At 62.1% G+C, this 20459-nt stretch carries 14 protein-coding genes and 1 pseudogene; 10 read left to right on the forward strand and 5 right to left on the reverse strand.

All coding sequences use genetic code 11. From position 1 onward, the window contains the following. Positions 1–129: 129 nt before the first annotated feature. Complete coding sequence (locus FJ938_RS26620) at positions 130–930, reverse strand: DsbA family protein (protein WP_140699073.1); 801 nt, start codon at positions 928–930, stop codon at positions 130–132. A gap of 73 nt (positions 931–1003) precedes the next feature. After that, positions 1004–2395, reverse strand: a complete 1392-nt coding sequence (locus tag FJ938_RS26625; protein ID WP_140699076.1) for a M48 family metallopeptidase — start codon at positions 2393–2395, stop codon at positions 1004–1006. Between the two features lie 145 nt (positions 2396–2540). Between FJ938_RS26625 and FJ938_RS26630 the strand changes: the two genes are divergently transcribed. Both FJ938_RS26630 and FJ938_RS26635 read left to right on the forward strand, forming a co-directional pair. After that, complete coding sequence (locus FJ938_RS26630; protein ID WP_140699079.1) at positions 2541–3689, forward strand: aminotransferase class I/II-fold pyridoxal phosphate-dependent enzyme; 1149 nt, start codon at positions 2541–2543, stop codon at positions 3687–3689. Between the two features lie 4 nt (positions 3690–3693). After that, positions 3694–4623, forward strand: coding sequence for a glutaminase (locus FJ938_RS26635; RefSeq protein WP_140699082.1), 930 nt, complete (start codon positions 3694–3696; stop codon positions 4621–4623). A gap of 103 nt (positions 4624–4726) precedes the next feature. Here FJ938_RS26635 and FJ938_RS26640 read toward each other — a convergent pair whose 3' ends face one another. Next, complete coding sequence (locus FJ938_RS26640; RefSeq protein WP_140699085.1) at positions 4727–7720, reverse strand: ribonuclease E/G; 2994 nt, start codon at positions 7718–7720, stop codon at positions 4727–4729. Between the two features lie 651 nt (positions 7721–8371). Here FJ938_RS26640 and FJ938_RS26645 point away from each other — a divergent pair. The 7 genes from FJ938_RS26645 to FJ938_RS26675 all read left to right on the forward strand — a co-directional run bounded on the left by FJ938_RS26645 (position 8372) and on the right by FJ938_RS26675 (position 16568). Continuing rightward, complete coding sequence (locus FJ938_RS26645; protein ID WP_140699088.1) at positions 8372–9634, forward strand: N-acetylmuramoyl-L-alanine amidase; 1263 nt, start codon at positions 8372–8374, stop codon at positions 9632–9634. Positions 9635–9848: 214 nt separating this feature from the next. Then, the gene (locus FJ938_RS26650) at positions 9849–12305 is read left to right on the forward strand and encodes a penicillin-binding protein 1A (RefSeq protein ID WP_140699092.1); all 2457 of its coding nucleotides are present in this window, start codon (positions 9849–9851) and stop codon (positions 12303–12305) included. Between the two features lie 225 nt (positions 12306–12530). Beyond that, positions 12531–13662, forward strand: a protein-coding gene (gene prfB / locus FJ938_RS26655; RefSeq protein ID WP_140699095.1) for a peptide chain release factor 2 whose coding sequence is annotated in 2 segments (ribosomal slippage) — positions 12531–12596 and positions 12598–13662 — 1131 coding nt in all. Because the reading frame shifts where the segments join, the coding sequence is not laid out codon by codon here. A 308-nt stretch (positions 13663–13970) separates the two neighbouring features. Continuing rightward, positions 13971–14348 (forward strand): hypothetical protein, encoded by a 378-nt coding sequence (locus tag FJ938_RS26660; protein ID WP_140609741.1) that lies wholly within the window; start codon positions 13971–13973, stop codon positions 14346–14348. 206 nt (positions 14349–14554) lie between these two features. Next, positions 14555–14923, forward strand: coding sequence for a GFA family protein (locus FJ938_RS26665; protein WP_140699104.1), 369 nt, complete (start codon positions 14555–14557; stop codon positions 14921–14923). 143 nt (positions 14924–15066) lie between these two features. After that, entirely contained in the window at positions 15067–15717 is a 651-nt protein-coding gene (locus tag FJ938_RS26670; protein ID WP_140609742.1) for an OmpA family protein, read from the forward strand. Positions 15718–15959: 242 nt separating this feature from the next. Next, on the forward strand, positions 15960–16568 hold the full coding sequence (locus tag FJ938_RS26675; RefSeq protein WP_140699098.1) for a hypothetical protein: 609 nt from the start codon (positions 15960–15962) through the stop codon (positions 16566–16568). A gap of 172 nt (positions 16569–16740) precedes the next feature. Here the strand turns inward: FJ938_RS26675 and FJ938_RS26680 are convergent, their stop codons facing one another. Together FJ938_RS26680 and FJ938_RS26685 are read right to left on the reverse strand one after the other, a co-directional pair. Next, positions 16741–18330, reverse strand: coding sequence for a DEAD/DEAH box helicase (locus FJ938_RS26680; protein WP_181168856.1), 1590 nt, complete (start codon positions 18328–18330; stop codon positions 16741–16743). A gap of 191 nt (positions 18331–18521) precedes the next feature. After that, on the reverse strand, positions 18522–19295 hold the full coding sequence (locus FJ938_RS26685; protein WP_140699101.1) for an NAD kinase: 774 nt from the start codon (positions 19293–19295) through the stop codon (positions 18522–18524). A gap of 964 nt (positions 19296–20259) precedes the next feature. Here FJ938_RS26685 and FJ938_RS26695 point away from each other — a divergent pair. Continuing rightward, a pseudogene (locus FJ938_RS26695) lies at positions 20260–20459 on the forward strand (putrescine/spermidine ABC transporter substrate-binding protein); the annotation flags it as partial.

Below are 20459 nucleotides of genomic sequence, written 5' to 3' on the forward strand. Positions count from 1 at the left end.
CGGCGCCGGTATCAAACCGCCGCGCTGGCTCTCTATAATGGGCATAGCCGTCCGCGAAAAGAGCGCAAGTGCGTTCTTTCACTGTCCACAACAGGCCGAAATGCGACCGTGAGCAAAACCCGCGGCGGATCAAAGCGCGGCTTTCGCCGCCTCGATCTTTTCCGCAAGCACTTGCTGCCCGAGAGCTCCGAACACGACCTCGTTGCCGACGACATAGGACGGCGTTCCGGTGATCGACAGCTTGTTGGCGAGATCATAGGTCTTAGAGAAGGCCTCGGGGATCGACGGGTCCTTCATCTTCTCGCGCAGCGTCGCCTCGTCGGCACCGAGCGAAAGCGCGATCTTGATCGCGGTCGCCTCGGTGGCGCGTCCCTGGCCGCCAAGCAGCGCGTTGTGGAACTCGCCGTACTTTTCCGGCATCATCAGGTGAAACGCCATCGAAACGAAGCTCGCCTTCTGCGAATCCGGGCCGAGGATCGGGAATTCCTTGAGCACGAAGCGCAGATCCGGATCGGTTTTGGTCAGCGCCCGCATGTCCTCGATGGCGCGTTTGCAGAAGCCGCAATTGTAGTCGTAGAACTCGACGATCGTCACCTTGCCGTTCGGATTGCCGACGACGCCGTCGAAGGCGGAGTTGAAGATCTGGTCCTTGGCGTCCTTGATGACGCCAAGATGAGCGATGCGCTGCTCTTCCTTCTGTTTGGCCTCCAGCGCGTCCTGCACCTCGAGCAGCACTTCCGGGTTCTTCAAGAGATAGTCGCGGATGATTCCCTCGATCTCGGTGCGGTCGATCTTGGTATCGGCCACCGTCTGGACCGGCTGCGTCGTGCCGGCCTTCGCGATCTGTGGGCTGCCGGCCACGAAACCGAAAGCCAGCATGGCAAGGGCTACAGCGATCCCCGTGGTGCCCAGCAGCAGTGCCTTTTTCATCGTTTTCGTTCCTTTTACCTGTTTTCCCGGTCCGGCTGTGTCGCAGCGCGTGGCCGAAAGGTTCATGAGATTACTAGATCTTGCCTGACGATTTGTAATTTATGATGTCCTGGGCGCGTATCCAGCGCGGCTCGCCGCGCTTCATCCGCTGCTGCGCCCGCATGGCGAAGATCTTCGCGTCCTTGTAGTTGCCGGAATAGAAATGACCTTCGGCCGTGGCAAGCTCAGCACCCGGTATGTCTCCCAGTTCGCCGTAAGCCTGCGCCAGATAACGGTACCCCTCGGAATTTTCCTTATCGCGACCCAGGCCATTGTTGATCTGAATGATCGCCTTCTTGAGCGAGTCAGGTGTACCGACGGCCATCAGCGCCTGGCCAAGCGAGACAGGCAGCAGGCCGGACCGCGCCGGATCGAGGCTGACCGCCTTGGCGTAGGCTTCCGCCGCTTCCCCAGGCTTGTTCGCCTTCATCAGTATGTCGCCGCGCAACTCCTGGAAGTAGGCATTCTTGGGCTGCGCCTTGATCAGGGCGTTGGTCTTGACGAGCGCTGCGGGAAGGTTGCCGTAAAGGTAGGTCGACTGGGCATCGCCATATTGCGCGGCCAGGCTGCCCCGCATCTTTTGCATCAGCCGCGCCGCGGCGGCCTGGCCTCCCATGTAGACGGCGATCTTAACCCGCATCATGTCATGGCGCTGCTGCAGCGCCGGCGGATCGAGCTTGTCGACATTGGGGCTCTGTTTGACCAGCACTTGGAGATTGGCGATTCGCTCTTGCGGCATCGGATGGCTGATCCGGTAGGGATCGATCTGGGCGCCCGACAACGACAAGGCCGTCTGGAAGCGGGCAAAGGTCTTCAGCATGCCCATGCCGGACTGACCGGTGGCATTGAGATAGGTGATCGCGGAGCGGTCGGCCGTGATCTCCTCGGTGCGCTGGTAGGCAAGGATGCTGCGCTGGGCCATCTCGCCGCCGCCGGCGGCGACGCCCATGCCGGCGCCGGCAAGGCCGCGGCTGTTGGTGGTCGCACCGGCGACGATCGCGCCGGCACCAAGCAATGTCGCGATGACGGCCATCGTCTTGGCGCGCTCGAGCTGGTCACGCAATTTCTGCTGGTGACCGCCGGCCAAATGGCCGGCTTCGTGCGCGATGACGCCAATGATTTCGTTGGGCGTCTCAGCCATCATCAGCGCGCCGGTGTTGATGAACATCCGGCGTCCGGTGACGAAGGCGTTGAAGCTGGAATCGTTGACCAGCACGATGTCTATGCCATCATTCGCCAATCCGGCAGCCCTGAAGATCGGCCGTGCGTAATCGCGCACCAGAGCCTCGATCTCGGCATCACGTATCACAGGCACGCCTTGGGCAAAGGCGGTGACCGAACTCGCCACGGCAACGGCGAAGCCGAGCGAAAGCGTGGCGAAGACACGCGCTGCCTGGGCTATCGTCGGTCTGGGTCGGCTCAACATAATGTGTCCACTGGTAGACGAGCGGGCGAAAGATGAAAAGTCGGCACCGGAAAACTTCCTCAACTTGTGATCCTCACATCAATCGGGCATTTGTGCGGCGTGTGCGTCAGGGGCACGGCATCCTCAATCATCGGGGCAGGATAAAATGGTCGTTTCACTCTCACGCCGCGGCAATGTCGAGCCATTCCACGCCATGGATGTGCTGGCCGAAGCGAACCGGCTGAAGGCCCAAGGCGTGCCGGTGATTTCCATGGCGGTCGGCCAGCCGTCCGACCCGGCACCCGCACGCGTTCGCGCCGCGGCGGCCAAGGCCCTGGAGAGTGGCCGCATAGGCTACACCGACACGCTGGGTCTGGCCGGTCTGCGCAAAGCGATTGCGGAGCACTACGCCGATCATTATGGGCTCGATGTCGATCCTGGCCGGATCGCGGTGACGACGGGATCGTCGGCGGCCTTCAATCTCGCTTTCCTGGCGATGTTCGATCCGGGCGACCGCGTCGCCATCGCCGCGCCCGGCTACCCCGCCTATCGCAACATCATGGCGGCGCTCGGCATCGACGTGGTCGAGATCGAACTCGGCGATGAGGCTTACTTGCATGCCGGTCATCTGGAGACCGCGCATCGCGAGAAGCCGCTGAAGGGCGTGCTGTTTGCAAGTCCTGCCAATCCGACCGGCGCGGTCATACCGGCCGACGAACTGTCGGCGCTGATCAGCACGGCGGAGGCCCTGGGGATCGCCGTCATTTCCGACGAAATCTACCATCGGCTGGCCTACGCCGCGCCTGACACGACGGCGCTTCGCTACGGCAGCAGCGTGACGGTGATCAATTCCTTCTCGAAATACTATTGCATGACCGGCTGGCGCATCGGTTGGATGGTCTTGCCGGAAGAGTTGGTGCGGCCCGTCGAGCGCATCGCCCAGAGCCTCTACATCTCGCCGCCGGAACTGTCGCAGATCGCGGCGATCGAGGCTTTTGCCGCAACCGAGGAACTGGAAGCGGTGAAGGGTCGCTACGCCTGGAATCGCGAGCTCCTGATGAAACGTCTGCCCGAACTCGGTTTCCCGCTGGCCGCGCCCATGGACGGCGCCTTCTACGCTTTTTGCGATGTCACCCGGCACACCAATGACAGCATGGCCTTCGCGCGCAGGATGCTGGCCGAGGCGCATGTGGCGGCGACGCCGGGCCGTGACTTCGACACCCAGGCAGGGCACCGCACGATGCGGTTTTCCTATGCCGGCAGCCACGACGACATGGTCGAGGCGCTGGCGCGCATCGACCGCTGGTTGAGGTAGCGCCATGCCGGAACTGGAGCAGGCGCTGGCCGAGGTCGCCGCCGAAATGGCCGAACGCACCGATCGCGGCGAGGTCGCTTCCTATATCCCGCAGTTGGGCAAGGTCGATCCTAGGAAATTCGGCATCGCCGCCGTCACCAATGACGGCCGCGTGCTGATGGCGGGCGATGCCGAACAGGCCTTTTCGATCCAGAGCATCTCCAAGGTATTCACCCTGACGCTCGCGCTCGGCAATGTCGGCGACGCGTTGTGGAAGCGGGTAGGGCGCGAACCCTCGGGCAATCCCTTCAACTCGATCGTCCAGCTCGAGCACGAGAACGGCATTCCGCGCAACCCGTTCATCAATGCCGGTGCCATCGTCGTTTCCGACATCCTGCTTGCCGGCCACCAGCCGCGCGAGGCGATCGGCGAGATCCTGCGGTTCATCCAGTTCCTCGCCGATGACGAGACGATCATCATTGACCGCGATGTCGCCGCGTCCGAGCGCGCCACCGGCTATCGCAATTTCGCGCTCGCCAATTACATGAAATCCTTCGGCAACCTCAATCATGCGCCGGAACTGGCGCTTGGCGTCTATTTCCACCACTGCGCCATCGCCATGAGTTGCCGGCAACTGGCCATGGCCGGCCGGTTCCTCGCCAATGGCGGCAAGAACCCGGCGACCGGCCATTCCGTGGTGTCGGCCGAGCGGGCACGGCGCATCGGCGCCATGATGCTGACCTGCGGCCACTATGACGGTTCCGGTGATTTCGCCTTTCGCGTCGGCATTCCCGGCAAGAGCGGCGTCGGCGGCGGCATATTGGGCATCGTGCCAGGCATCGCGTCGCTTGCCGTCTGGTCGCCCGGTCTCAATGCCAACGGCAATTCCAAGCTGGGTTCGATCGCGCTGGAAAAGCTGGCCAGGATGATGAACTGGTCGATCTTCGCGCCTTGAAAACGTCGCGCCGTGTTGGGCCGCCAGATATGAAAATCCCGCGCCGTATGTCGATTGGCGCGGGATTTTTTTATCAAGAAATCATTTCAATCCGTTGAAAGGCTTAGAAAAAGCCTTTCCGCTGCCACCAGCCGGCACGCTTCGGCTTTTCCTCGGTCTTGACCTCCGGCTCATCGTCGACGGTCGACGAAACCACCGGCGCGACCGGTGCATCGATGGCGGCCGGCTTGCGTCGCGATGGCCGAACCTTTGAAGGCTCCTCTTCGACAGCCGCGACCACTGTTTCCTCAGCGGCGGTCGCCGGAGTCTCAACCGGCGTTTCCGCGGCCGCTTCGACAACGCTTGTCTCGGCGACGGCCTCGGCGGTTGCCTTCTTCGGTTTGGCCGCACGGCGCGCCCGCTTGGGCTTCTCTGTGCTTGGCACCTCGTCGCTGACCGGAGCCACTACCGGCTCTTCCGTCGCGGCAACGGCAACCGGTTCGATCGACGCGGGCTCGCTTTCCGAAGCATCAGCCTCGGACGCCTCGGTCGTTTCGCCGGCACTTGCCTCGGCCTCGCCTTCGCCGTCTTCTCGACGGTTGCGCTTGCCGCCGCGCTTGCCGCGCCGGCGCTTCTTGCCCTGGCTGTCGTCCGACGCCTGCGTTGCCTCATCCGACGCACTGGCAGCGACCGGGGCGGCATTGTTGGTTTCGGTCTCGTCATTGACCTCCGCGTCTGCCTGATCGGAGAAATCTCCGGCCGGAGCAGAGATGGACGAGCCGTCGGCCGGCGCGCCATGCTCACGGTCGCGATCCCTGCCGCCACGACGTCTGCGGCGCTTGCGGCGCTTGCGGTCGCGGCCTTCGCCATCCTCGCCACCGGCAGGCCGCGGCTGTTGGTGCTGCTGCGGCTGTTGGCGAGGCTGCTCTGCCTGCTCCGATGCCTCATCCTCTTCGTCAACGACGACAATCTCGTCCTCGGGCTCTTCCGGCTCGACATAGGCCGGCAGGCTGCGCACCTCGACGAAGCCTTCGGGCTTTTCGGCCAGAGCGCCGCGGAAGATCGCGTAGTGCTGCGCGCCTACCGCATCGTCGGCCTCGATGGTGATGGTCAGGCCGAAACGGCTTTCCAGTTCCACCAGCGTGCCGCGTTTGTGGTTGAGCACGTAGAGTGCCGTTGCCGCAGGCGTGCGAACCGTGATGTGGCTGCGCGAATCCTTGAGCAGGAATTCCTCGATCGCCCGAACCACCATCAGCGCCACCGATGAATCGGAGCGCACATGGCCGGTGCCGCCGCAATGCGGACACGGCTTCATGGTCGATTCCAGCACGCTGGCGCGGATGCGCTGACGCGACATTTCCATCAGGCCGAAATGCGAGATGCGGCCGACCTGGATGCGCGCGCGATCGTTCTTGAGGTGATCCTTCAGCCGCTTCTCGACGGAGCGGTTGTTACGGTTCTCCTCCATGTCGATGAAGTCGATGACGATCAGGCCGGCAAGGTCGCGCAGCCTGAGCTGGCGGGCAACTTCCTCGGCCGCTTCCAGATTGGTGTGGAGCGCGGTGTCCTCGATCGAGTGCTCCTTGGTGGAGCGCCCCGAATTGACGTCGATGGCGACCAGCGCCTCGGTCTGGTTGATGATGATGTAGCCGCCGCTCTTCAGCGTCACTTGCGGCTGCAGCATGCGGTCGAGCTGCGCCTCGATGCCGTTGCGCACGAAGATCGGCGTTGTGTCGCGGAACGGCTGAACCACCTTGGCGTGGCTCGGCATCAGCATGCGCATGAAGTCCTTGGCCTCGCGATAGCCTTCCTCGCCCGAGACAAGGATCTCGTCGATATCCTTGTTGTAGAGGTCGCGCACGGAGCGCTTGATCAGGCTGCCTTCCTCATAGACGAGGGCAGGGGCTGTGGATTGCAGCGTGAGATTGCGCACGTTCTCCCAGAGCCGCATCAGATATTCATAGTCGCGCTTGATCTCGGCCTTCGTGCGGCTCTCGCCGGCGGTGCGCAGGATGACGCCCATGCCTTGCGGCACTTCAAGATCGGCAACGACTTCCTTGAGACGCTTGCGGTCGACCGCGCTGGTGATCTTGCGTGAAATGCCGCCACCGCGCGCCGTGTTCGGCATCAGCACCGAATAACGGCCGGCAAGCGACAGATAGGTGGTGAGTGCGGCGCCCTTGTTGCCGCGCTCTTCCTTGACGACCTGCACCAGCAGGATCTGCCGACGCTTGATGACTTCCTGGATCTTGTACTGGCGGCGCACCGGCTTGCGGCGGTTGCGCACTTCTTCCAGCGCATCCTCCGCACCGACCGATTCGACCTCATGATCGTCGGGATGCGAGGACTGCACCTCCTCCAGCATGCCACGATCATTGTCGGTGGAGGTGGCTTCGCTGCCCTGTTCAGCCTGCGGGGCGGGCTCGGAAATCACATCGGCTTCGACGGAGGCGGCGATCGAAGTAGAACCGGCGTCGCGGGTCTCGTTTTCGCCCTCTTCGGAAGAAGAGTCGCCCTGTTCGGAAGGACCTTCATCATGATGGGATTCATCGGCGTGTTCGGATGCATCGGCGTGTTCGGAGGTATCCGCCGTATGTTCGATGGTTTCCGAAACGTGGGAGGTGTCCTCGGCGATGACGTCAGCGCCACGGCCGTTGTCCTCACCTGTCTCGCCGGCGGCTTCGTTTGCCTCGTCGGAATCGGCTGAACCGGCATCGCGCTTGTGCTCGGCACGGTCGCGGCTCTTGCCGCCGCGCCGGCGTCCGCGCCGTCCGCGGTCACGGTTCTGGCGATCGTCGCCATCGCCATCCTCGTCCTCCTCGTCTTCGGCCTCCTGCGCTTCCGCGCGCAGCAGTGCCTGACGATCGGCGACCGGAATCTGGTAGTAGTCGGGATGTATTTCACTGAAGGCGAGAAAACCGTGACGGTTGCCGCCATATTCGACAAAAGCTGCCTGAAGGGAGGGTTCGACGCGCGTTACGCGGGCGAGATAGATATTTCCTTTGAGCTGCTTCTTGTCCTGGGATTCAAAGTCGAATTCTTCGATACGGTTACCGCGTACGACGACAACGCGTGTTTCCTCCGGGTGGGAGGCGTCTATCAGCATTTTGTTGGGCATTATTTCGTTTCCCCCCGGCAGCCGTCAGCCGCAGCTGGCGGGGCAAAGCCCGCTGCTGTGTGTCTGGATGAATGTGGGTGCCGGATAATTGAACGTCCGCCGGACGCTGCCTGCGTGTCATGGCGGTGCCGCCCGCAGCCATATTGGCGCGGTTTGATGCGGACCTTTCCATGATTGCGCTTGAAGCCATCGTCACCAGCAGAACCTTTGAACCAAAGCCCGGAAACCGGACCAGCTTGTTTGCTCATACAGAGCCGGCACGGGAACAAACCCGGCCGTTTTCCTCACGCAGGCGATTCCCCCGCCACGGGCGCACACCTGCGAAATTCGTCGCGATCACCTGTAGCCTTCTCGCGTGAAGCGAAAGGAGCCGCCTTTCATCTGACCCTGTAGCAGGAAGCTGCGGAGGAGGGCGGTTCCAGGATTGCAGTGATCCACTATCGCTTTTATGATTTGGCGGGTTGGAAGGCAACCCCGATTTCCGATGCCGGCAAAAAGCAGTTCCGCAGCGTAACCTGGGTTCCGACCTTGCATGAAAAGGCTTGGTTAACCTTCTCTGGATACCAATCGTTAATCGAGTTCGCGGCCTAACCGGCACTTCGATGAAACGAGCAGGCGCCTGGCGCCAAACCGTGAGCGAATGGAAGAGAGATGGGACTGGCAGACTTCACAGACAAGGGATGTCGTGTTGGCGGCCAGATTCTCGGCGCCTTCCGTCTCCTGCTGCTGATGGCGATTTTCCTTGCGTGCTCCTCCGTTGCCAGTGCCGCCGATGCACCGCTCGTGGCGAAGGGTTACAAGATGGCGGGCGATGCCACCAAGATGCGCATCGTCATGGATTTCGATCGCGAGCCGGACATCAAATGGTTCCTGCTGCGTGGGCCCAATCGTCTGGTCATCGACCTTGCGAATAGCAGGCTGGCCATCGACGCCAAGGATCTGAAGCCGCGCGGCCTGGTCAAGGGTGTGCAGCTGGGCGAGATCGGCGACGGCGTTTCGCGGCTGATCCTCACCGGCAAGGGACCGTTCGCCGTCGACAAGCTCGATGTGCTCAAGAACGAGGACGGAACCGGCTACCGCATCGCCATCGACATGTCGGCCGCCTCCGAACGGGAGTTCGACATCGCCCTTGCCAACCAGGCGTTGACCACCGGCTCCACGGTTTCGACCGACAAGGGTGGGCGGGTCGGCACCGGCCCGGTCTCCAATCCGGGCCACCGCTTCACCGTCGTCCTCGATCCCGGCCATGGCGGTATCGACGGCGGCGCCGAGGGCCTGAACGGCACCATCGAGAAGAACGTCACACTGGCGTTTGCCACGGAGTTGCGCGACAAGCTCGCGGCTATCGGCAAATACGATGTCTTCATGACGCGTGACACCGATGAATATCTGCGCCTGGACGACCGCGTGCGCATCGCCCGCCAGCATGAGGCAGACCTGCTGATCTCGATCCATGCCGATACGATCAGCGTCAAGGGCATCCGTGGCGCCACCGTCTACACCGTCTCCGACAAGGCGTCGGACCCCGAGGCACAGGCGCTTGCCGACCGCGAAAATCTCTCCGACCAGTTCGCCGGCATGGTTATCAAGGACGACAACAAGGAAGTGACAGACATCCTGATCGATCTGATCCGCCGCGAGACGCACACCTTCTCGATGAGTTTTGCCCACACATTGGTCGGCCAGCTGTCGACCAGCGTGGGCCTCATCAACAATCCGCAACGTTCCGCGGGATTCAAGGTGCTGAAGGCGCCAGACGTGCCATCCGTGCTGGTCGAGCTCGGCTATCTCTCGAACGCCAAGGACGAGGCGCAGCTCCTCAACACCGAGTGGCGCGGCAAGGCCGCGCAAAGCATAGCCAACGCTGTTGCGCTGTTCGCTTCCGCCCGGGCCGGAACCGCAACCGGGGGCTGACATGCCTCATGGGGCCTGCAACCGGAGGCGGCGTTGCGCGACGACAACACAAGCTGCCTTTATTTCCGGTGCGCGGTCACGAAATCCAGGGCTTGCCGTATTTTGTCCACATGGTGGCGACATGGGTTTTCGATTACGGTTTGGGACCGGCTCGAAAGCTTGCGTGGAAGGCGGCTTCGTTTAGGAAATTCCCGAACCAAGGACTGGAGCGGGTATGATTCGTCTCATTGGCTATTTCTTCGGCATCGGCACGACGCTGGCCCTTCTGGTCGCGGCGGGCGTTGCGATTTACATCAGCCATCTGTCCAAGGATCTGCCCGACTACGAGGTGCTGGCCAAGTACGAGCCGCCGGTGACCACCCGCATCCATGCCTCGGATGGCTCACTGATGGCCGAATATGCGCGCGAGCGGCGCCTGTACCTGCCGATCCAGGCGATCCCGGATCGCGTCAAGGCGGCGTTCCTGTCGGCCGAGGACAAGAACTTCTACAACCACCCCGGCATCGACGTGACCGGCCTTGGCCGTGCGATCATCGTCAACTTTCAGAATCTCGGCTCGGGCAGGCGCCAGGTCGGCGCCTCGACGATCACCCAGCAGGTGGCCAAAAACTTCCTGCTGACCGCGGACCAGACCTACGAGCGCAAGATCAAGGAGATGATCCTGGCCTTCCGTATCGAGCAGGCCTATCCCAAGGATCGCATTCTCGAGCTCTACCTCAACGAAATCTTCTTTGGCTTCGGCGCCTATGGTGTGGCCGGCGCGGCGCTTACTTATTTCGACAAGTCGGTGAACGAGCTGACCGTGGCCGAGGCCGCTTACTTGGCCTCCCTGCCGAAGGGACCGAACAATTACCACCCCTTCAAGCATGCCGATCGCGCGATTGAGCGCCGTAACTGGGTCATCGACCAAATGGTCGAGAATGGCTACGTCACGCGTGAGGAGGGCAACAAGGCCAAGGCCGAGCCGCTCGGCGTGACGCCGCGCCGCACCGGCACCTATCTTTTTGCCGGCGAGTATTTCACCGAGGAAGTTCGCCGCCAGATCATTGCCCGTTATGGCGAGAACGCGCTTTACGAAGGCGGCCTGTCCGTTCGCACGACGCTTGATCCGAAGATACAGCTCATTGCCCGCAAGGCGATGCAGAACGGCCTGTTGAAGTACGATACGCTGCGCGGTTATCGCGGGCCGGTGAAATCAATCGATGTGTCCGGTGACTGGGGTGTGCCTCTGGGCAACGTCAAGGGCCTCGAGGATGTTCCCGAATGGTCGCTCGCCGTCGTGCTCGACAGTTCCGCTACCGGCCTGTCGATCGGCCTGCAGCCCGCGCGCCAGGCGTCTGGCGACATCGTCAAGGAACGTGTCGAAGGGACCGTCAGCAAGGACAACATGGGCTTCGCCATGCGCCATGTGGTCGGTGGCAAGACCGTCAAGGCCAAGTCGCCGGCCGAAGTGCTCAAACCGGGCGACGTCATCTTCGTGCAGAAGAACGAGGGCTCCGACAATGCCTACAGCCTGCGCCAGGTTCCCGAGGTGGAAGGCGGCCTGATCGCCATGGATCCGCATACCGGCCGCGTGCTGGCCATGGTCGGCGGTTTCTCCTACGCCCAGTCCGAGTTCAACCGCGCCACCCAGGCGATGCGCCAGCCAGGCTCTTCGTTCAAGCCGATCGTCTATTCGGCCGCGCTCGACAACGGCTATACGCCGGCCTCGGTGATCATGGACGGACCGATCACCATCCAGAGCGGCAACACGACCTGGACGCCGAAGAACTATGACGGCACCGTCGCCGGGCCGGCAACCCTGCGCTCCGGCATCGAGAAGTCACGCAACCTGATGACGGTGCGGCTTGCCAACGACATGGGCATGAAGCTGGTCGTCGAATATGCAGAGCGCTTCGGCGTCTATGATCATCTGGCGCCGTATTTGCCGATGGCGCTTGGCTCCGGCGAGACGACTGTCATGCGCATGGTTTCGGCCTATTCGATCATGGCCAATGGCGGCAAGTCGATCAAGCCGTCGCTGATCGACCGCATCCAGGATCGCTACGGCAAGACGGTGTTCAAGCAGGATGAGCGTGGCTGCGAGGGCTGCAACGCGCCTGAATGGAAGAACCAGCCGGAGCCGGAACTGGTCGACAATTCCGAGCAGGTGCTCGATCCGATGACCGCATACCAGATCACCTCGATGATGGAAGGCGTCGTGCAGCGCGGCACCGGCGCCACCATCGGCGAGCTCGGCCGCCACATCGCCGGCAAGACCGGAACGACCAATGACGAGAAGGACGCCTGGTTCATCGGATTTACGCCCAACCTCGTCGTCGGCCTCTATATGGGCTACGACACGCCGCGCGGCCTTGGCCATGGCGCCACCGGCGGCGGTCTCGCCGCTCCGATCTTCAAGGATTTCATGCGTGTGGCGCTGGACGGCACGCCCAATGTCGACTTCAAGGTTCCCGATGGCATGAGCCTGATCGCCATCAACCGCAAGACCGGCATGCGGGCGACACCGGGTGACCCGGGCACCATCATCGAGGCCTTCAAGCCAGGTACCGGCCCCGCCGACAGCTATTGGGTGATCGGCATGGGCGCCGACGGCTCCAACGCCTCCGGCGGCGCACTATCGCCGCAGGCCAACCAGGCCATTCAGGACGGTGGCGGCGGCCTCTACTGACGGTTCAAATCCCGACCATGGGCCAGCCCGGGGCTGGCCCATTTCGCTTTACACGCGGCAGCACCGTCCCTATGTATCGCGCCGACCAGAGCAATTCCAGGAAAGTGCCTAGCGGTTTTCCGTCTGGAATTGCGTCAAACAGAAAAGTTGCAGCGATTCGGCGTTTCCTTCAAACACCGATCCGCTCTAACCGTCACTTTCAGCAACAGGACAAAATACCAGGCCATGCGCGCGGAAACGCAGAATATTGTCGACGAGATCAGGCAGGCGATAACCCTGCTGAGGAGGCATCTTTGACTGGGATCAGGCCATTAAACGGCTTGAATACCTGAATGTCCGTGCCGAGGACGCCAGCCTCTGGAACGAACCGCTGGAAGCGCAGAAGCTGATGCGCGAACGCCAAGGCCTCGAGGAAGGCATAGCGGCGGTCAAGGGCCTGACCCAGGCCCTGGAAGACAATATCGGCCTGATCGAGCTCGGCGAGGAAGAGGGTGACGAGGGCGTCATTGCCGAGGCGGAAGCCGCGATCCGCTCGATGCAGGGCGAGGCGAAGGCCCGCCAGGTCGAGACGCTGCTGTCGGGCGAAGCCGACGCCAACGACACCTATCTCGAAATTCATGCCGGCGCCGGCGGCACCGAGAGCCAGGACTGGGCCTCGATGCTTTTGCGCATGTACACGCGCTGGGCCGAGCGCCGCCGGTTCAAGGTCGAGGTGCTGGAAGTGCATGACGGCGAAGAAGCGGGCATCAAGTCCGCGACATTGCTGATCAAGGGCCACAATGCCTATGGCTGGCTGAAGACCGAATCGGGCGTCCACCGCCTGGTGCGTATTTCACCTTATGACAGCAACGCGCGCCGGCATACGTCCTTTTCCAGTATCTGGGTCTATCCTGTCGTCGACGACACGATCGAGATCGACGTTTCCGAATCGGACGTGCGCATCGACACCTATCGCTCCTCCGGCTCAGGTGGCCAGCACGTCAACACCACCGATTCGGCCGTGCGCATCACCCATATCGCCACGGGCATCGCGGTCGCCTGCCAGGCCGAGCGTTCGCAGCACAAGAACCGGGCAAAGGCTTGGGAAATGCTGCGCTCGCGCCTCTACGAGGAAGAGCTGAAGAAGCGTGAGGCTATCGCCAATGCCACCGAAGCCTCGAAGAGCGACATCGGCTGGGGTCACCAGATCCGCTCCTATGTGCTGCAGCCCTACCAGTTGGTGAAGGACCTGCGCACCGGTGTCGAAAGCACCAGCCCGTCGAGCGTGCTCGACGGCGACCTCGATGAATTCATGGAGGCCTCGCTGTCGCAACGCATCGAGGGCGGCGCGGGCGAAGTGATGGGGGACCTGGATTAGGTCAGCCGATGTCCTGCGACGCAGGCCAGCGAATGACAGTCGCGCATTTGGTTCGCCCTTTTTCACCATTGTCGCGACGAGCTGGCGCTGTGTGAAAGCGCGCTGTGGCTGCCGCGATGGCAGCGCATGGGCCGGCTACGCAGCTATTGCTTGCGCCGGCTCGCATTTCGGCTCACCATTAGAGGTAGGAGGAGGCAAAGCATATATGGCCGGTCGCGGCATATCTGCTGACGGTTCGGCCACTGGGAAGACACGTTCCGGGAACGGGCAAGCGAAATGCTTGAATCTCGTTTGAAAGGAGCGTTGCCATGTTCTCTGCCGGTTTTAGATCGGCCTTTGCCGTTCCATCGGTTGGCCGGCCTCTCCTGCCTCTGTGTGCTGCCTGCGCGATAGCTGCCCTGACGGCGCCAGCCCTGGCGCATGACGCCAAGCCGACCGCGGCCAAACCGCAAGGCTGGAGCTATCCGTTCGCCTGCTGCGCGAACTACGACTGCCGCGAGGTATCGCAGACCTCGATCAGCGAGCGCCCGGAAGGCTATGTCATCAAGGATACCGGGGAGGTGCTGGCCTACAGCGACAGGCGGATCAAGGATTCGCCCGACGGTGAGTTTCATTGGTGTGCTCACGTGGCCGGTCTCGATGCAGGCAAGACGATCTGCCTGTTTGTGCCGCCGCAGTCTTACTGATGCATGTCGCCTGGGTCCCGGTTCCGGGAGCCCGACAAGCATGAAACAGAGACCTAAAGTGCGTCGCCACAATCCGTTCGAACGCGACACGCTTTAGAGCCGCTGACTGCTGTCCGCGGGCAAAAGCCTGCTGACGGACAGTTGTCAGGATCGCTTCTTTATGGTGCCTTGCCGCGCGGGCGGCGGACAATGGAGAGGTGATGTTCATGACCATCAAGGGAAGCTGCCACTGCAAGGCCACCGCGTTCGAGGTTTCGCAGGCGCCAGAAACGGTGACGCGATGCACCTGTTCGTTCTGCTCGAAACGCGGCTCGCTCTGGGCCTACTACACCCCATCGCAGTTCAAGCTTATTACCCCGATGAAAAACGTGACCTTCTATCAATGGGGCTCGAAGACTGTAAAACATGGTTTTTGCCCGACCTGTGGCTGCGGCACCTTCACGGAAACGCCGGATTGGTCGACTGGCGAGCCGGATTTCGACAATCCGAAGATCAGCGTCAATTCTCGACTATTCGACGATTTCGATCTCGACAAGATCGAAGTGGTGGTCATTGACGGCAAGAATCTCTGGTAGCCTTCCAAGCGTCAGTCAGCTCCGGGGAAAAGCTGCGGCAGGCGCTTTTGCCATTCCGCTTTTCGCCGTATTTCATGGTACAAGTCGCGGGAAGGGCTGATTTGGCGCCATCGCAATGGCGTGACTTGGAGAGGGACCATCCTATGAAGAAGACCGTGCTCGTCGTTGTGGCGACGGCTTTGCTCGTGAGCGCCTGCACCACGACCGATCCGTATACCGGCGACCAGAAGATTTCCAACACGGCCGCTGGTGCCGGCCTCGGCGCCTTGGCTGGCGCCAGCCTCGGCCTGCTTGCCGGTGGCAATGATCGCCGCAACGCGTTGATTGGTGCCGGTATTGGTGCACTGGCCGGCGGCGCCATCGGCGCCACCATGGATCAGAACGAGGCCGAGCTGCGCCGCCAGCTTCAGGGCACCGGAGTCAGCGTCACCCGCAGTGGCGACCAGATCATCCTCAACATGCCATCCGACATCACCTTCAATGTCGATCAGGACGCGGTGAAGCCCGGCTTCTATCCGGTGCTGAATTCCGTCGCGCTGGTACTGAAGAAGTTCCGCCAGACGACCGTCGATGTCTTCGGCCATACCGATTCGACCGGCGGCGACCAGCACAATTTCGATCTGTCGCAGCGGCGTGCGCTGGCCGTCGCCAACTATCTGTCCGGTCAGGGCGTCGATTCGCGCCGCTTTGCTGTCACCGGCTTCGGCAAGACGCGGCCTGTCGCATCCAATGCAACGGCCGAAGGCCGCGCCCAAAACCGGCGCGTCGAGATCCAGCTTTCTCCGCTCACCTGAACTGAACGGCATGCGAATGCGAAACGGTCCCATGTGGGGCCGTTTTTGTTTGAGCGGACTTCGGCGCTCTTCTGATTGGCGCGCTGGGGAATTAGCTAGTTCTAAATAGCTGCTTTCCTGCGGCCGTGGAAAGGAATAGCATCGTGGCTGTCCAGAGGGGATGAGGCGGTACAACTGGCCGCGCAATCAGCATTTTCCGCCTCCGTCTTGAACGGCCAGATCAGAAAATCTGGGAGGAATGCATGACAAGAACAGCCTGCCTTGGGCGCTGCGGCGTCCTCGCTTTGACGAGTATTGTAGGCGCATGGTTAGGCGTCGCTTCGGCCGTGGCCGAAGACGCCAACAAGGCCGACATCGACGCCTTGAAAAAATCGCTGGCCAAATATCAGGACTACACCGTCGCCGTTCGTGACCTTTATCTGTCGACGGTCGGCTGCGTCTATTACAGCGGAGAAAAGATACCGGGCGCGATGGACTACCCGAAAGGCGCCATGGGCATCCATTTCGTCAACGCTCAAAGTGTCGGCCAAAAGCTCGATCCGATGCGCCCCAATGTGCTGATCTACGAACCGACGAAAAAGGGCTTGCAACTTGTGGGGGTGGAATGGCTGGTGCCGCTGACGCCAGACATCAAGGAGCCGCCGAAGCTGCTCGGCCAAACCTTCCAGGGTCCGATGGAGGGACACTATCCGCTCATTCCGAGGGAGTTCGTCCACTACGATCTTCACGCCTGGCTGTTCAGGGACAATCCGAACGGCATGTTCAGCCCGACGAACCCGAACGTGAAATGCAACAAGGCCGAGTTTCCGATGCTGGAAAAACCGACCAAGATGATGCCTGGACCGATGTAAGGGGCGAGTCAGGGCTAACGCATGTCGCCGGAAGCGGCCCCGTCTTGGGAGCACGACACGGATGAAAACAAAGGCCTATAGCGCGTCGCCTGACTCTGTTCTCACGCGACGCGGTTAGACGTCTGCCGGGAGGGCAAGCCGGATGGCTGGCTTGCTTTCAATCGTTCGGCGATCAGACCTTGGCGACGATGCGCATGAAGGCCGGCATGTCGTCGCCGAAGCCGACGGTGCTATCATTGTCTTCTTGATGCTGGCGGGCAGGGCGGTTGCGCTGGGGCCTGGTGTCACCGCGCTCCGGTGCTCGATCCGAGGACGTCTTGCGCTCGGTGTTTTCCGAACGGATCGCATCCTTGCGCGCGCGCCGTTCGACAATGTCGGCCACGGCCGACTCGGGTGCATCGGGCTGTTCGCTCTGCTGGGCAACCGCGGCCGGGGCATCTTCCTCGCTGCGTCGGGCACGACGTTCGCCGCCTCGCTTGCGCTCGCCATTGTCCTTGCGATCATGGGCCTTGCGGTCCTCGTCCTTGCGGCCGGCACGACGCGGCGCGCCTTTGCCACGGCGCGGAGCATCATCCTCGCTCTCGCTGGCAACAACCGTCGACAGGTCGCCGTCATGCCACTCGATCTTGGTGCCGATCAGCCGTTCGATGGCGTCGATATACTTGGTGTCGGACTTGGTCGCGATGGTGAAGGACTTGCCCGAGCGACCAGCGCGGCCGGTACGGCCAATGCGGTGGACATAATCCTCGGCATGGATCGGAACGTCATAGTTGAAGACGTGACTGACGTCGGGGATATCGAGGCCGCGCGCGGCGACGTCCGAAGCGACGAGATAGCGCAATTTGCCGTCACGGAAATTGGCCAGCATCTGCATGCGGGCGCGCTGGTCCATGTCACCATGCAGTGCGCCGGCATCGAAATCATGCTTCAGCAGCGAGCGGAACAGCTCCGACACCTCGACCTTGCGGTTGCAGAAGATGATGGCGTTCTTCAGTTCCGCATCTTCGGCCTTCATCAGGTTGCGCAGCGTTTCGCGCTTGTCCCAGGGCTTGGAGCCGGATTTCACCAGCCTCTGTATGATGTTGGTGGCCGCGGACGCCGCCTTCGACACCTCGACCCGCACCGGGGCATGCAGGAATTTCTCCGTCAGCTTGGTGATCTCGGGCGGCATGGTCGCCGAGAAGAACAGCGTCTGCCGGGTGAACGGGATCATCTCGCAGATGCGCTCGATATCGGGAATGAAGCCCATGTCGAGCATGCGGTCGGCCTCGTCGATGACAAGGATCTCGACACCGTTGAGCAGCAGCTTGCCACGCTCGCGGTGGTCGAGCAGGCGGCCAGGCGTCGCGATCAGCACGTCGGCGCCGCGCTCCAGCTTCTTGTCCTGCTCGTCGAACGACACGCCGCCGATCAGCAGCGCAATGTTGAGCTTGTGGTTCTTGCCGTATTTGACGAAGTTTTCCTCGACCTGTGCGGCGAGTTCGCGCGTAGGCTCCAGGATCAGCGTGCGCGGCATGCGGGCGCGGGCGCGGCCCTTTTCCAGCCGGGTCAGCATCGGCAGCACGAAGGAGGCCGTCTTGCCGGTGCCGGTCTGGGCAATACCCAGCACGTCCTTGCCGAGCAAGGCGTGCGGGATGGCGCCGGCCTGGATCGGAGTCGGCTGCGTGTAGCCGGCATCGGTGACTGCGGAAAGCACCTTCGGCGACAGGCCGAGGTCTGAAAAGGTCAACGCTTCTTGAGCGATCGTGGTGTCTGAGGACAAGTGTTGTCGTCTTTGGCTGGTTCGGGGAGGCGCAACGTCATTCGTCGCGGCAAGCGCCGCGCGCCTGCAAAGTTGGTATGCGATTAGGCGCAAGTCCACGATTTGTCAACAGAAACAGGCGGGATTGGCGCGATTGTGAAGTCGTAACCTTAATCGCGATGCTTAATCCGGCCGCTTCTCTCTGTGCCGGCTCAGTAACGGAACTGTTCAGCCAGGATGCGTTCGTTCCAGGAATGGTTGGGATCGAACAGCAAGGTCGCCGTGGCTGTCGGCGATTCCCGCACTGTCACGGAAGTCACCGCCTTGACCTCCGTGTGGTCGGCGGCGGCGTTCACCGGCCGCTTTTCAGGCTCCAGAATGTCGAAGCGCACGGTCGCCTTGTTGGAGAGCAAAGCACCACGCCAGCGGCGCGGGCGAAACGGGCTGACCGGCGTAAGCGCCAGAAGCGGAGCGTCGAGCGGCAGGATCGGGCCGTGCGCGGAAAGATTGTAAGCGGTCGATCCCGCAGGCGTGGCGATCATTACGCCATCGCAGCTCAGTTCTTCGAGCCGTATCTGGTCGTCGACACTGATGCGGATCTTGGCCGTCTGATAGGATTGGCGCCACAGCGCCACTTCGTTGATCGCCAGCGCCGACACCGTTTCGCCTTCCGAGGTGACGGCCTGCATTTCGAGCGGGCGGATCGTTTCGGCGACCGCGGCCGCGATGCGCTCGGCGAGCCCTCCGGACCGGTACTCATTCATCAGGAACCCTATGGTGCCACGGTTCATGCCGTAGACCTTCTTTCCCGTTCCCATCGTGTCGCGCAAAGTCTGCAGCAGGAAGCCGTCGCCGCCCAAGGCCACCACAACGCCCGCGTCCGCGACCGAACACTGACCATAGCGCCTCGTCAGGCTTTCCAGCGCCGCCTTGGCGTCTGCTGTGTCGGACGAAACGAAGGCGATGCTGTTGGCGGCTGTGCTCATGGCTCCCCGATCGCGACCGATTGGCGAGATTCCGGCCGCGCCAGCGCCGGGGTAGCATGGGCGGGCGGGTCTGCAAAGAGAGCCGGTATGTCGGCCAGCGAAACTGCCCCGGGCTGCGTCGCCAAAGCCGGTAGGTCGCGCTTCATGTCAAAGCGCGGGCGAATGTGATGGTTAAGGCGGGGCTTAAACTCTCGTAAACGCGGATCGATCATGTTAGCCGGCATGGGCAGCGTGGGGCGCCCGCGGCACCGCTGTATCCTTCGGGATGTCAAATGGAGGCTGCGGCACTTTTGATCGTGCGCATGATCCCTGGAAACCTCAAGCCCGGGATATGCGCCAGCCAGACGAGGCCGACACATTGCCGGTAACACGCCTGATCGTCGTTTTTGTCATGCTGGGTAGCTTCGCGCTGGTCTTCGCCGAGCTTGTGCGCCAGTCGGAAGCAATGAGCACCAGACCATTACCCACGGCGTCACGCTGCGGCGATGCCGCAGGGATGCCTTGCCCGCAAAGAGCGCTCTAGGTCGCGAAAGCACGATCGTCCATCCACGCCATGGAACCGCCGCCGATGCTCGGCATGTCTTGCCTGCTGCTGGATCGCCTGCGGTCTTGGCGGAAACCGAGGAATCGAGGGCCAGACTATCGGATTTCGCTTCCCGCCAACAGCCGCGGCTGAGCCTGCGCCGCCATTCTGTCAGCGGCTCGCCGCCTGGAAAGTGCAGGGCATCTGATTAGGTCGCGGTAGTGCCGGCGAAAAGATATTGACTGTATAGTTAGTTATAATTTAGCCTCGGGGATAACCGAGTTGGCCAGCCGGCATTTGCCTGTGAATGGCCGCGAAGAGGGAAATATCTCGACAGCCGTCCGGCCCATCATCGGGACGAAAGGCGTCAACAGGCTTGTTCATCGCAGGAAATGGACCTGAGGACGCGACGCGGCCGGTCCCAACAATGGGAGCACTAGCATGAACTGGAAACTGACAGCGGCGGCCGTTGGGCTATCGCTTTTCGCCGTAACAGGCATTGCCCGCGCCGATGGCGAACTCAACATCTACAACTGGGGCAACTACACCAGCCCGGACCTGATCAAGAAGTTCGAGGAGACCTACAAGGTCAAGGTCACCGTCACCGATTACGACTCCAACGACACCGCGTTGGCCAAGGT

The organism is Mesorhizobium sp. B2-4-14 (genome assembly GCF_006442155.1).
Taxonomy (GTDB): Bacteria; Pseudomonadota; Alphaproteobacteria; order Rhizobiales; family Rhizobiaceae; genus Mesorhizobium.